The sequence below is a fragment of the Bacteroidota bacterium genome (assembly GCA_016706865.1).
Taxonomy (GTDB): Bacteria; Bacteroidota; Bacteroidia; order Chitinophagales; family BACL12; genus UBA7236.
Genome location: JADJIS010000003.1, coordinates 1229769 through 1243687, shown reverse-complemented (window position 1 = coordinate 1243687; position 13919 = coordinate 1229769). Strand labels below are relative to the sequence as shown.

General features: G+C 35.9%; 11 protein-coding genes. 6 read left to right on the top strand and 5 right to left on the bottom strand.

The genetic code is table 11. The features are described 5' to 3' along the window. Position 1: 1 nt before the first annotated feature. The gene (locus IPI31_14730) at positions 2–1000 is read right to left on the bottom strand and encodes a hypothetical protein (GenBank protein ID MBK7569072.1); all 999 of its coding nucleotides are present in this window, start codon (positions 998–1000) and stop codon (positions 2–4) included. Positions 1001–1036: 36 nt separating this feature from the next. Next, entirely contained in the window at positions 1037–1708 is a 672-nt protein-coding gene (locus IPI31_14725) for an esterase (protein MBK7569071.1), read from the bottom strand. Between the two features lie 198 nt (positions 1709–1906). Between IPI31_14725 and IPI31_14720 the strand changes: the two genes are divergently transcribed. Continuing rightward, positions 1907–2716, top strand: a complete 810-nt coding sequence (locus IPI31_14720) for an esterase family protein (GenBank protein MBK7569070.1) — start codon at positions 1907–1909, stop codon at positions 2714–2716. 646 nt (positions 2717–3362) lie between these two features. Continuing rightward, the gene (locus IPI31_14715; protein MBK7569069.1) at positions 3363–3644 is read left to right on the top strand and encodes a hypothetical protein; all 282 of its coding nucleotides are present in this window, start codon (positions 3363–3365) and stop codon (positions 3642–3644) included. On the opposite strand, the gene IPI31_14710 is transcribed toward IPI31_14715, so the two are convergent. Both IPI31_14710 and IPI31_14705 read right to left on the bottom strand, forming a co-directional pair. Then, positions 3627–3908, bottom strand: a complete 282-nt coding sequence (locus IPI31_14710; GenBank protein MBK7569068.1) for a hypothetical protein — start codon at positions 3906–3908, stop codon at positions 3627–3629. The two genes, IPI31_14715 and IPI31_14710, sit on opposite strands and share 18 nt — an antisense overlap. A 58-nt stretch (positions 3909–3966) precedes the next feature. After that, complete coding sequence (locus IPI31_14705) at positions 3967–5514, bottom strand: hypothetical protein (protein MBK7569067.1); 1548 nt, start codon at positions 5512–5514, stop codon at positions 3967–3969. Positions 5515–5657: 143 nt separating this feature from the next. On the opposite strand from IPI31_14705, the gene IPI31_14700 reads away from it, so the two are divergent. Next, entirely contained in the window at positions 5658–7415 is a 1758-nt protein-coding gene (locus IPI31_14700; GenBank protein ID MBK7569066.1) for a VCBS repeat-containing protein, read from the top strand. Positions 7416–7520: 105 nt separating this feature from the next. Then, entirely contained in the window at positions 7521–8045 is a 525-nt protein-coding gene (locus IPI31_14695; GenBank protein ID MBK7569065.1) for a hypothetical protein, read from the top strand. Positions 8046–8186: 141 nt separating this feature from the next. Here the strand turns inward: IPI31_14695 and IPI31_14690 are convergent, their stop codons facing one another. Next, positions 8187–8840: an ABC transporter ATP-binding protein gene (locus tag IPI31_14690; protein MBK7569064.1), complete on the bottom strand. Its 654-nt coding sequence runs from the start codon at positions 8838–8840 to the stop codon at positions 8187–8189. An 85-nt stretch (positions 8841–8925) separates the two neighbouring features. Between IPI31_14690 and IPI31_14685 the strand changes: the two genes are divergently transcribed. Both IPI31_14685 and IPI31_14680 read left to right on the top strand, forming a co-directional pair. Continuing rightward, entirely contained in the window at positions 8926–12351 is a 3426-nt protein-coding gene (locus tag IPI31_14685) for a T9SS type A sorting domain-containing protein (GenBank protein MBK7569063.1), read from the top strand. A 16-nt stretch (positions 12352–12367) separates the two neighbouring features. Further along, entirely contained in the window at positions 12368–13273 is a 906-nt protein-coding gene (locus IPI31_14680) for a hypothetical protein (GenBank protein ID MBK7569062.1), read from the top strand. The last annotated feature ends 646 nt before the right edge of the window (positions 13274–13919 follow it).

The following is a 13919-nucleotide window of genomic DNA, read 5'->3' as shown; positions in this document are numbered from 1 at the left end:
TTTAAGACGAAACAGAGGGATTAAAAATTGGTTGCGTTGCGCGATTATGTGCAATACCATTTACGGAATGATGCACATAAGTTCCCCAACTTAAATTATCCTGACCTTCTTTATGTTCCATTGCTCTTTCAATTGCCATTAATGCAGCATGTTCCACAACCCATTCAAAATTTTCTTCCCCAACAGAAACTTTTTCGGCATCGGGTGCAGGATTACAAAAATCAATTGCATAAGGAATTCCGTCTTTCACCGCCCACTCTACAGTATTAAAATCATAACCCAATGCCTGATTTAAAGCAAGGGTATAAACTCTCACTGTTTCCAATAATTCAGCCGAAGCTTGCGGTCCATTCCAGGTATAACGAAGATGTGCAGGATTGCGCGGTTCGTAATACATGATGTGAACATATTTTTGTCCGAGGCAATAACATCTGAAATAATAATCGAAGGTTACTTCACTTTGTAAAATATTTACATCCGTTCCTGTTTCCGCATATTTTTCAAAAAACATTTCCATGTTATCTACTTTGTAAACTCCTTTCCAACCTCCGCCATCATGTGGTTTCATATATGCAGGAAATCCGATGTATTTAAAAATTGTTTCCCAATCGAGTGGATATTTTAAATTGCGGAAGGAATGCGATTTTGTATTCGGAGGTAATTCGTGTGATGGCAATAAAACAGTGTTCGGAACCGGAATTCCCAATTTTACTGCAAGTGCATTATTAAAAAACTTTTCATCTGCACTCCACCAAAATGGATTGTTCATCACTGCAGTGCCACTGATAGCTAAATTTTTTAAATAACTTCTGTAAAAAGGTGCATCGTGTGAAATGCGGTCTAGAATAACGGCAAATTCACCCGGTTCACCCTGAATAACTTTGTCGATCAATACGCGTTCCGCAACTATACCATCAATATTTTTGCTGTTGATGCGGTCGATAAATGCAGTGGGAAAGGAGTCTTCCATTCCGTGAATAATTCCTATTTTTTTTATCATCTCGTTTTATTTATACCTCTTCGGGAGGCAGTCGTATTATTTATAAATTTTATCGAAATCCAACATGGATAAAAATCTTGGTAATTGTTGTCTCCAGGCCGGCCAATCGTGTTTTTCACCTTCCAACACCTCTAAAGTATGCGGAATTTGTTTAAGTCCAAGCACCTGAGCCATTTTATAATTAGAATCAAGACACATATCAAATTCAGCCGAGCCCAAAAATATTTGCATTTTCCAAATATTTTCATCCTCCAGTCCCGCAATATAATCTACTGGATTATTAAAATAAACATCGTCGTTATAGTGTCCGTCCAACTGTGTTTTAATATCAAATTTTGCATGGAGAGAAAACATTGCCGCAACAATTGCCGGATTTCTGAATGCAAAATTGCATGCATGGTATCCACCGAAACTGCAACCACCAACTCCTATGCGGTGATGACCGGTTTGTTCCTTTATGGCAGGGTAAACCTCCTCCAGCAACATTCTTTCATACAACATTTGATTTTTAACTCTGTCGGCGGGGTTTGCGTCTGTATTGTACCAACTGTGTTTGTCAATGCTATCAGGGCAATAAACCTTTATAAGTCCCGATTCAATGAACCAACCTATAGACTCCACAAGTTTAAAATCGCGGTTTTCGTTGTGCATTCCCATTGATGTTGGGAATAATATCAGTGGGAAACCCTTTGTCCCAAAAGTCAGCATATCCACATTAATGCCCAGGGCAGGGGATAACCAGCTGTGTTTTTCTTCGTTTAGCTCCAAGGTATAGGTTTTTTTATCAAGTGATGTTAGGAGGGGCAAAGGTACGATAAATCAGTCCATCCGACAATCAAATTCACACTTAAATGTTGAATTAATCTAAAATTTATATACTTATTTGCGCTAAATTTGCCTTGTTAAATGAAGCTTAAAGTCGCCTCGAAGGTTAGTGTTGAATTTGAAAAGATAAGGTCCTCTTATTTAAATCGGGATGTTGCGCTTACCATAATTTTACCACCAAATTATCAGCAAAAACCATATCCGGTATTGTGGCTTAACGATGGTCAGGATATTCCGTCTATGGGTTTAAATGAGGTGATCAATAATCTGTTGATGGAGGATATTATTACTCCTTTTATTGTAATTGGAGTGCATGCCAACGAAGACAGATTGCAGGAATATGGAAGCAGTTCGGCGGTTGATTTTAAAAACAGGGGTTCCAAGGCAGGACTTTATTCCGAATTCATGATAAATGAATTGTTGCCATACATCCGAAATAATTATTCCGTTTCGAGAGATAAAAATAAAAATGTTGTTGCCGGCTGGAGCATGGGCGGATTAAGTGCAATTGATATCGTTTGGAATTTCCCGAATTATTTTGGAAAAGTAGGAGTGTTCTCCGGCTCTTTATGGTGGAGGATGAAAGCCTATAACCGAGGTTATAAGGAAGATAAACACAGAATTATTCATCAGATGATCCGCAATTCCGAAAAAAAGGAAGGACTAAAATTTTGGTTCGAATGTGGAACCAACGATGAACAAGCCGACCGCAATAAGAACGGACTTATTGATTCCATTGATGACACCATAGATTTTATTCAGGAATTAAAAAATAAAGGTTACGACGATAAAAAAGACATTCAATTTGTTCTCATAAAAGGCGGCGAACACAATCAGCAAACCTGGAGCGAAATAATGCCATACTTTTTAACCTGGGCGTTTGGGAAATAATGACTCAGGATATTGGACACATGACACAGGACTGGACATAGGACAAGGGAAAAGGGACAAGATAAAACAAAGAGTGGAATAGAAGAGGAACCAGCCAAAAGGCTGACAGGCGCGGATGACGCTGATTAGGCGGATGAAAAAGGATAAAAAAAAATTTGATAATTTAGATTTTACTAATAATGATATTAATGTGATTAACGTAATCTTTAATTCTGAACATATGAATCATTTTGTCGGAGCGTGTGAGGCTTTCGCTCTTAGCGAAGGTCTCACTAATGCATCATCCCACAACACTATTCAAATTCGGAGCAAGTGAGGCTTTCGCTCTTAGCGAAGGTCTCACTAATGCATCATCCCACAACACTATTCAAATTCGGAGCGAGTGAGGCTTTCGCTCTTGCGAAGGTCTCACTAATGCATCATCCCACAACAATATCCAACCACGGAGTCAGTGAGGCTCACGCTCAAGAGGGTCTTACTAACGGATCGGTAAAACCTTCGCGTATTCATCATGACTCGTTGAAAAAAAACATTAATATTATGTCATCTTATAATCTATAAAATCGATCCAATTGCATTTATGATAAATGAAAACAAGGTGCGCAATTGGCAAAAGATCATCTTCAAAAAACTGCATGTAAATGGGATGACACTATTCCCTTTTATATTGATCAATAATAAAGAATTACTGGAGGATAAGATTTTTATTAATCATGAACATATTCATCTCCGACAGCAACTGGAATTAGCCATTTTACCATTTTATATATTGTATTTATTAAATTACCTCCTTAACAGAATAAAATACAAGGATCACTATAATGCATACCGAAATATTTGTTTTGAGCGAGAAGCTTACAGCAATGAAAAGGATCTGATGTATTTAAGGAAAAGGAAATTGTTCAGATGGTTAAGCTACCTTAGCTAATACACAATAAGCAGCCATGTAAAAGGTAAGCGAAGTTCTCAGATTTTCTCTAAGTGCTGTTTCCTTTTCGAGCTTTGAAATTATAAGTTCCAAAGCGGCACTATCATTCACATTATGCGCGGCACCAACTTCCTTAATTTCTTTCTGAAAAGGTGCTAAGGTTTCCTTCCAGGTTTTAGGCATAGAATGTTTGATCCTTCTCAGTGCATTTAAACACTGCTGGGCAAATTCCTGAACTCTTACATCTTCAACGTTGGTACTCATGATCGACTATAATCTAAATTGATTGCAAATTTAAGTAATTCCTGGCTTACAACCTGTTTTAGGAAAGCATTGATGAATATTTCTCCTGTAAGATTTGAAAAAATGGCTGTTTCTCTTGCCGGCTTTCTAACCAGGAAATAAGGTCAAATCTGATAGATCTCATTTCCCATAATGGTCCGGATTTCAACTGGTGCAATTCCTTTAATAAAAATTTTTCCCAAACAATTTTCGATTTAGATGTTTTGCCTGTTATCGCCGACTTTCTTAAAATATCTATGCAAATATTTTCAAATTGCGACAAGCTTTTTCCTTTCAAGAGTTCGCGATATAACGAACGCAATGCAGATCTGCGTGAATTTCGATTCCCCTTTACATATTCCAATAAATAATTAAGCAAATAAATATTAATTACCAAATCACTATTAATCATGGGGGTTAACAAATTTTTATGAATAAAAAAATGATCTTTGGATTTTATATGATCGTTTATCATGAAATAATAATAACATTGTAACGTGATCAATTCAGCCTTGGTTTCTGTATTTATTATTGCATTCTTTTGTGTTAAATATAATTCTGCCTCCTTTATACTATTTAGTGCTTTTTCCATCTCGCCACAATGGAGATATATACTGATCTTATTCTGATGGTAATATCCTTCCACTTTGCATAGTAAATGGTTATTTCTTTTTTGAATTTTATTCAGCATTTCCGGTAACTTTTTCAGTTCTTCATTTTTCCGAAAAGCTACATGAAATTGAGTCATACGGATGCTTAGCGAAATATGCTCTTGCATCACCTTGATATATTGTTCCGTATTTTCACGAAGCAGAATTGTACTGTTTTCAAGGGCCGTTAAATATTTAAAAAAATACTGTTGGGCTTTCTTATATTGAAATAATATCTTGTGAAATTTCGCTTTTATTAAAAATAATTTTCTGCGTAAGAGGGGAGTAAGATACTTTTCTGAAATTTCTATTTCTGCAAAAAGGTTTATCAGGGCGACATAATCAAGATCCTCACCCGATTTTTCGAATTTTTTAACTAGTAACTCTGCCCTGGTTATTTTATATCCTGATTTCGATTCTATTAATAAATTATCCACAACCGCATTTTCTTCATCCGAAAGCAGTAATAATTTTTTATTTTGGTCCTGAAAATTTTCATTTACCTTTAGTAGGTCACTCTCCAATTTAATGAATTCAAGCAGTGCAGAGTAATTCCCGCTATCCTGAGCCAGAACCTTTGATCTTAAGATCAATTTATAACATTGTTTGTATAAACCTTTTGCAAACAAAAAATTTGCATCCGCCAAATGATTGTGCAAAATATTATTCATGTTTCGCGACTGGTGAAAACTTCGCATACTATGTAAAATACTTTCTTTGAGATGCACTTTATATACATCTAAATGCTGCAAAAAGGTTTTTGAAACAAAATGCTCCTTTAATTCTATATCCGTGATCAATCCCTTTAGACTTATTGCATCAAACAAGCTAAGGAGATTACTGTCCTGTTTATTCAAACGAGCGAACAGTTTATAATATCGTTTTTCTGTTTTTGTGAGCGATAATACCAATTCATATACAGAACCCGATTTGGACATAGAAACTTAGTAAAATATCCGTAAAAGTAACTAAATACTGTATTATTTATGTTACACTCGTATTTAGAAACTTAATAATTGTTTACAATCTCCTTTTGCCCACTTGGGTTACAGTACGAAATTTGCCTTATAACACATTGAGCATGAATACAACGCGATACACGACAATCTCTAAACCAACATCTTTTCGATGTTCGTTGCTGCTTTTAACCCTTTTAAACCCTTTTATTACTAAGGCTCAGTTCAGTTTGAACAATTGGCAGGATCTGGAATTAAGCACAACAACCGGAGCAATTGTATCAGAAATGCGTTCCTGTGATATGAATAATGATGGGAAAATGGATTTGGTATTGTGTTTTACCGACAACAATACTGTGCAAATTTTCCTCAACAATTCCACAGCTAAACCCAATATTGAAACTTCGTTTTTGAAGCCCTATCAGATTAATTATACCGGCGGTACTTCCGGTGAATTTTATTTATCTGATCTTAACCGTGATGCCTTACCGGAGATCATAATTTCTAATGCACAAAACGCTTCCATTATTATTTTGCGAAATACATCTTCAACAAATAAATTGAGTTTTTCTGAATCACTCCAATTAGAAACTCCTCAAAAAACTACAGCACTTTCTGCTTGCGATTTAAATGGAGATGGTTTACCCGAATTAATGGCGGCTTCCGGTGAAACTGTTTATGTATTTCAAAATTCCGGAGTTGTTAAGTCGCAGGAGATCAAATTGAACAGTATGATTTCTTTGTCCGGCGGTGGTATCATTCACGATATTAAATGTGCCGATATGGATGGTGATGGAAATGCAGATATTATTACAGGAACACATAATGGCATCTCCGTTCTAAAAAACCAGACTAATTATGGAGCAAGTGCTATTTCCTTTGCCAATGCCGTAAATCAGAATGAAGGCCGTTCAGTATTTGCCATGGACATTGGTGATCTGGATAATGATTTTAAACCCGATATTGTTACCTCTAATTGGCCTAATGCCGATATTTCCATTTTACCTAATACCTCACAGTCGGGAAATATAAGTTTTGGCTCCATTGAATTTATGGAAGCAGGCTCATCAAAAGGGATTGCACTTGGTGATTTTGATCAGGATGGAAAATTTGATGTTGCCGTTTCAACAAAGGAGGTAACAAAAATTTTTCGAAATATTTCCAGTGCAGAAGGTGATTTTAGTTTGGCAGATGCACAAAATTTTCCGCCCATATGTAACAAATTAATGGTGAAAGATTTCGATAGAGATGGAGTTGATGATCTGGGTGGATTTAATTTTAATGCTAATAAAATTGAATTATTGTTGCATTCCTCTATCCCTGTTGCAAATGCAAAACCGGAGTTCAATGTTTATTGTGGTGAGGATGGTAAAATTTGGATGGATTGGAATGTGCCAGTTCAAAATAAAGCGTGGATTTATGATATCGAAAAAACAACAGATGGTATCAATTTTAATCCTCTGGCTGTTCAAATACAAGGAGAAACAGCTGCTGAAGGAATAAATTTTAGTTATTCCGACACGAATGAATCTGCAAATATTGAATATTACAGATTGAAGATAACTTCTACAAATGGAGAGATAAGTTATACAGATATGGAATTTGCTGAACCATGTACAGATGTTATTACTGGCTTCGTGTGTTCCTATCCAAATCCCGTAGACAAGGTGATGAATTTTAACTTTAGCCTAAGCAGGGAGATGGAAATGACCTATTCCATTTTGGATCTGAATATGCAGGTTCAGCTGGAAAAAACAGAATTAGTTACCCCTGGAACACGAACATATTCGTTAGAAATAATGCAATTACAAAAAGGTTCGTATATCTTTGTGGTAAAATTCGGCAATTTGCCCCCTAAGGTATGCCGTTTTGAAAAATTATAATGTGTGAAGTGTTGAAGTCGTGTTCAACGCTTATACCCGTTCACCTTCGGTGGACGGGCTTTTTTTTGCTTATAAAACTGTATAACTTGCACTCAAATTTTAATTATGGAAGTTTTAGGTGTTGGGTCTAGAGTTAATCACCCCGATCATGGAGCCGGGGTTGTTGTTTTCGTGCATAAACGTGCATACGATATATGTTTTATCAACAAGGGCATTAAAGGTGTTCTGAAAGATTACGATATGGAAGTGATCGAAGCCCTGGAAAACGAATATTCCGTGAGTTTTTCAGAAGCTGAGGATGCACTCATCAAAATTTTAAGAGAATGGAGCGATGTTACCGAAATCATCCATATAGCAGATAGATATGATGGCGGAACAATGATTCTGGAACCGGCAGATAAAAAATTACAATCCAAAGAAATTCCGATAGAAACCTTTTTTCATAAAATAGTTATGCTCCGCGATAGACTCCGCGTAATGGAACAAAAAATCAACGCCCATCCAAAATTATCCGACGCTGAAAAGGTGGAAATGCAACAATACATCACACGAATTTATGGAAGTCTTACAACCTTTAATGTATTGTTTAAACATAAACTGGATTATTTTACCGGAGACAGTAGTAATTAGCAAATTAGCGGCCTTCGCGGGCGAAGGATTAGCAAATTAGCAAATGGGTTAACGTCATGGAGAAGATGATTTCAAAGTGAAATGTTGATTATACTAAATTAACTTCCAATAAGTCGTTTTCTCGATTATTCAATTGGTATGTTATCCAACCATTTTTCCATCCTTCATCACCAATTTCCTATCCGCCATATTAGCCAGCTCATCATTATGTGTAACAATTATGAAAGTTTGATCAAATTCTTTTCTTAACTGAAAAAAAAGGTTGTGTAATTCCTTTGCATTTTGAGTATCCAGATTTCCTGATGGTTCATCGGCTAATATTACTAAGGGCTGATTGATCAATGCTCTTGCAACGGCCACACGTTGTTGTTCTCCCCCTGATAATTGATTCGGTTTATGTTGAAGGCGATCGCTTAATCCGAGGTAATCTAAAAATTCTTTGGCTTTTTGTTCCACTTCCTTTTCTTTCCTCTTTGCAATAAATCCGGGAATACATACATTTTCCAAAGCTGTAAACTCCGGTAATAAATGATGAAACTGAAATACGAACCCAATATGTTTGTTTCTGAACGAGGCCAATTGTTTATCATTGAGGCCATTTATCAATAGTTCGTTGATGGTAAGCTGACCGGCATCGGGTTTATCCAAAGTTCCTATTATGTGCAGTAAAGTGCTTTTACCTGCTCCGGAAGCACCAACTATACTCACCAATTCACCCTTTTCTATGTGCAGATCCACACCTTTTAACACTTGTAAAGGCCCGTACGACTTATGTATATTTTTCGCAGTTATCATTTTTTCAGTATTGTGATGCTATTTTGACAGTTCACCAAACTGTCTCAACAAGCATCTTTCTTATATTTGCACCAAACTTACGACCATGTTTTCGAACATTAAAAAAATAATTTTTTCGCTTTGTCTTTTTATTTTAACAGCCGCACGTGTTTTTGCTGATCCCGGTGATACCATTAAGGTGCAAACCTTCACCTTTGGGTCGCCACAAGATGCATGGTTCGAGCTTCCGGGACTTGATGTTTCCATAGAAAAGATCATCATGAAATATACCCTAAAATGTAATCCTTTACAAAGTCCGGCATGTGGTGAGTGGGACTACCTTACCTATAATTATTTATACGAACACACCGGTGAACTCGATAGCACTTTATTATTGCATCCGTTTTTTACTGCAAATGGAGCAGAACCCGATACTTTTTCATTTTCTGATGATCAGACGTATACAACAGTTCCATATTGGGAATATTTTATTGTTCACGACGACACCATTTCACTGAATAATTATACTATCGGAACTTCCGATGCTCCAATCTATTATCCGTTTTATACTGCATATCCTATTTCCAGATCACAATTTATATGGAGAGCATCAGAATTAACTGCCGCAGGAATGGTTGCAGGAAATATTACCGGTTTGGATTTTGATATTCTATCAGCAGGATATACAATGCAACATCTTAAAATAAAAATGAAGACAACGATCAGTGATGAATTTAGTACTAATATTTTTGAAACAGGCGTTGCCTTAACTGTATACGATCAAACTACAACATTTTCCATTGGGAATGGAGCGGTAGATTTTTTAACTCCTTTTTATTGGGATGGAGTTTCAAATATTTTAATTGAAGTTACCTATCAAAATAATGATTTTACCGGATTATCATATTTAACCGGAGCGCAGGATCCCGGTTTTACCAGTGCACTTACTACATCATCTTATGATAAATATATCGAATTCTATAATCCCGATTATGCAGATGTAATTGGCAATCCTTTAAGTGATCTGAGTGAACAGGTTACTGTTTCTTTTTGGAGTCAGGGAGATGCTGCTTATCAACCGCAGAATGGAACTACATTCGAAGCAACCACAATTAGTGGAGCGAGAGTATTAAATAGTCACACCCCGTGGAGTGATACAAATGTATATTGGGATGCCGGTAATGATGGAGGATACGACAGGATCAATAAAGTTTCCGTTGCAGCTGATTTTGAAACAAACTGGACGCATTGGGCTTTTACAAAAAATACTGTTACAGGTTCCATGAAAATATATAAGAACGGAATTTTATGGCACTCAGGAACCGGAACAGTTAAATTAATGGAAGATATTATGAATCTGCGTTTGGGAAAAGGTGCCTGGGGAGGTTCAGAATCTTATGCAGGAAATATGGATGAATTTGCGATCTGGAATGTGGAATTGGATGCTGCAACTATAAATGATTATTTATACAAAGATCTCGATGCCTTACATCCTTACAATGCGAATTTATTATTATATTATCATTTTAATGATGGAGATGGTTTAACGGAGCCCGATGAAGTTTCAGGTAACGATCTCGGCATGGTTGGAGCAGTAACAAGATATTACAATGCAGAAAAATTATTCCGAAATATTACTGCAAATAATTATCGCCCTACAGTTTCATTCGAACAAGGTGAATTTGCTGATCATACCGATTCTCTTTTAATTATAAATAATATTCCTACCGATCCTATCACTTTAATTTATTTCGATCCTTCTGATCCAACCGTTGCAACAGATACTGTTTTAGTTTATCCTTCAGATTTTTATTCCTATACTTATAATGCTGATGGCAGTATTTTGGATTCCGTTTTAATTACAGCAACATCAACAATTTATAATGAAGATCTGGAATATTACAGCGCTCCATTTGAAATAATTAATACCATCGAATTAGGAAGATTTATCACACCTTACGGAATTGGACTTGATCTTGGTGATGGATTTACCTGGACCTATGATGTAAGTGATTACAGACCATTATTGCACGACTCTGTGCATTTAAATGCAGGTAACTGGCAGGAATTATTGGATATGGAATTATTATTTATTGAGGGAACACCACCACGCGATCCTATTTCGGTTTCTAATTTGTGGTTTGGGTTTTATGGATATGGATTAACCCCATCATTTAATGATCTGACCCCGGTAAAAGAAATTACAATTCCTAATGATGCAGTAAACAGCAGAGTTAAAATTCGTGTAACAGGTCATGGTTTTGGTGGCACGGCAAATTGTGCGGAATTCTGTTCACGCGAACATACTTTATCGGTTGATGGAGCTTCAGTCTGGAATAAAGAAGTATGGAGAGATAATTGTGATGTAAATCCTGTTTATCCTCAGGGCGGAACTTGGGTTTACGACAGGGCAAACTGGTGCCCCGGTGCAGAGGTTTGGACATATGATCATGAATTAACGCAGGATGTTGTTCCTGGAAATACTTATGATTTTGATTACAATGCTGAAGATTATACATGGAATGGAGCAGGTTCTGTTCCAACCTATGTAACATCAGTGCAATTAGTAACATATGGTGCTCCAAATTTTATTTTAGATGCTTCTTTGGAAGAAATTATTTCTCCTTCGGATAATGATATGCATTCAAGAAAAAATCCGGTATGCACGAATCCCGTTATTGTAATTAAAAATACAGGCTCTACCAATTTAACTTCACTTGATATAAGTTTCGGAATTAAAGATCAGGTGCAAACAGAATATACCTGGACTGGTGAACTTGCATTTATGGAAAGTGAGGAAGTAACCTTACCTAATTTTGGATGGACCAATGCAGGAACTGAATTTTCTGTTGTAATCAGCAATCCTAACGGAGGAACGGATGAATATGCATTTAATAATGCAATTATTTCTAAAATGGCAATTCCTCCAACTTATCCCTCCGATTTTTATTTAGAAACAAAAACAAATACTGCTTCTCATGAGAATGATCTTTTTGTTTATGATCATCATGGAAATACTATTTTTGAAAGAACAACTTTTGAAGATAATTCTACCTATAAAGATACACTGCACCTGGAAGAGGGATGTTATGAATTGTATTTATGGGATTACGGTGAAGATGGATTGAGTTGGTGGGCAAACTCCGATGGCAGCGGATTTTTCCGCACACGGGATATGGATGGTTCCTTTATAAAAAGTTTTGAAACTGATTTCGGAGGTTTAATTTATTTGCAGTTTACTGTTGGGAATTATAATGATATTAATGATGAATTTATTACAAAAGATGAAGTTAATCTTTATCCAAATCCTACACAAAATGAAATATTTGTTGATCTTGATATGGCGCATTTGAGTGATGTGGATCTGAGTATTGCCGATATTACAGGTAAAATAATTCACAATGAAAAACACGACCGTATACAAAATGAAACCTTGCGCATAGATATGTCGGCTCAGCCTTCCGGTATTTATATGGTATTGATAAGATCGGGAGAAGGATTAATAACAAAACAATTTGTGTTGGATAAATAAATTATATTAACCTAAATTGAAAGATAAACTGTCGTTTAATTTTGTTGTTTTTCTTTTAGGAATATGTTTTGCAGTAAGCTGTAAAAATAAAACCGGATCGGTATTACAGGAAAAAACAAATTCGGATAGTTTATTTGTAAGTCTATATACACGGTTGTCTGAACCGGAACCCGGAGATTGGATAGCGGAGCATCCGGAACCCAGTCAAAGTATTGATGCATATATAAATTCATCTCCTGCGGTTCCTGATTCTTTGAGGAAGTTTATTTATTTGGTGCCATTAGATCAATTTGATTCAGTGGAATTAAGTTTAATAAATATTACTGCTGAATATCTGCGTGCTGTTTTGGATCTCCCTGTAAAAATTAAAACCGGTATTTCTATTGATGATATTCCATCTGATAAAAAACGAAATGGCCAATTGAATAGCGGATATATTTTGCACGATCTGCTTATAAAAAACCTGCCAGATGATGCAGTGGGAATGATGGCAATAACCTCTTCTGATCTTTATCCAGATGATGATTGGAATTTTGTATTTGGAGAAGCAAATACCCGGGAAAGGGTAGGGGTTTCATCATTTTATAGATATGGTGATGCTTCGGAAAGTGATTCTGCATTTAATTTATGTTTGAGGCGATTAATGGGAACAACCTCCCACGAATTTTTACATATGTTATCGATGCAACACTGTAAAACCTATGCCTGTGTTTTAAATGGAAGTAATTCACTCCAGGAATCAGATAAAAAACCGTTGCTCATTTGCCCATTATGTCTCGAGAAACTAAATTTCGCGCTGAATGAAAATCCTTCAGATTATTTCAGAAGATTAAGTTTTTTTTATAATAAATATGGGTTTTCTAAAGAGTTGGAATTTTGTGAAAATGGGTTTCATATCTTTCAAAAGATTTATAATGAATGAAATGTTTATATTGATTAAGACCTTCCATGTTAAATGATGTTATTTGAGTAATATTCAACCATCTATTTTTGAAATTATACTGCATCATTGAAAATTTGACATTTCCCAAAACATTTATTTATGTCGTCCCTACAGGACTTGTAGATTTTTCTTTTTTAGAAGTTACCGACATGCCGTCCCTCTGGGACTTTTTTTAAATTAGTTGCAAATCGTAAAAAGCAATCAAACAATAAATCATCAGGTTTTGAAAAATAAAAGCCCCGTTAGGGACGAAATATCGGTAACACCAGTAAAACCCAAATTGCGCAAGTCCCATCGGGACGACATATCGGTAACACAAGTCAAGCTCAAATAACGCAAGTCCCGTTAGGGATGACATGTAAGAAATGTTCAAGCGAAGGAATATCTTCAAGTTTAAGTGCTGGTTATCAGAGAACATTAAATGCATTCATTTTAAAAAAAAATGCATCAGCGGGTATTCGACTTTTTCCAAAACATTTTTATATGCCGTCCCTACAGGACTTGTAGATTTCTCCTTTTTAGAAGTTACCGACATGCCGTCCCTCTGGGACTTTTTTTAGATTAGTTGGAAATCGTAAAAAGCAATCAAACAATAAATCATCAGGTTTTGAAAAATAAAAGCCTC

What these genes read in the sequence shown, in the direction of transcription:
- IPI31_14710 (MBK7569068.1), bottom strand. Translation starts at nt 3,908, where the DNA reads ATGAGTACCAACGTTGAAGATGTAAGAGTTCAGGAATTTGCCCAGCAG.
- IPI31_14705 (MBK7569067.1), bottom strand. Translation starts at nt 5,514, where the DNA reads ATGTCCAAATCGGGTTCTGTATATGAATTGGTATTATCGCTCACAAAA.
- IPI31_14695 (MBK7569065.1), top strand. Translation starts at nt 7,521, where the DNA reads ATGGAAGTTTTAGGTGTTGGGTCTAGAGTTAATCACCCCGATCATGGA.
- IPI31_14725 (MBK7569071.1), bottom strand. Translation starts at nt 1,708, where the DNA reads ATGCTGACTTTTGGGACAAAGGGTTTCCCACTGATATTATTCCCAACA.
- IPI31_14700 (MBK7569066.1), top strand. Translation starts at nt 5,658, where the DNA reads ATGAATACAACGCGATACACGACAATCTCTAAACCAACATCTTTTCGA.
- IPI31_14715 (MBK7569069.1), top strand. Translation starts at nt 3,363, where the DNA reads ATGACACTATTCCCTTTTATATTGATCAATAATAAAGAATTACTGGAG.
- IPI31_14690 (MBK7569064.1), bottom strand. Translation starts at nt 8,840, where the DNA reads ATGATAACTGCGAAAAATATACATAAGTCGTACGGGCCTTTACAAGTG.
- IPI31_14730 (MBK7569072.1), bottom strand. Translation starts at nt 1,000, where the DNA reads ATGATAAAAAAAATAGGAATTATTCACGGAATGGAAGACTCCTTTCCC.
- IPI31_14720 (MBK7569070.1), top strand. Translation starts at nt 1,907, where the DNA reads ATGAAGCTTAAAGTCGCCTCGAAGGTTAGTGTTGAATTTGAAAAGATA.
- IPI31_14685 (MBK7569063.1), top strand. Translation starts at nt 8,926, where the DNA reads ATGTTTTCGAACATTAAAAAAATAATTTTTTCGCTTTGTCTTTTTATT.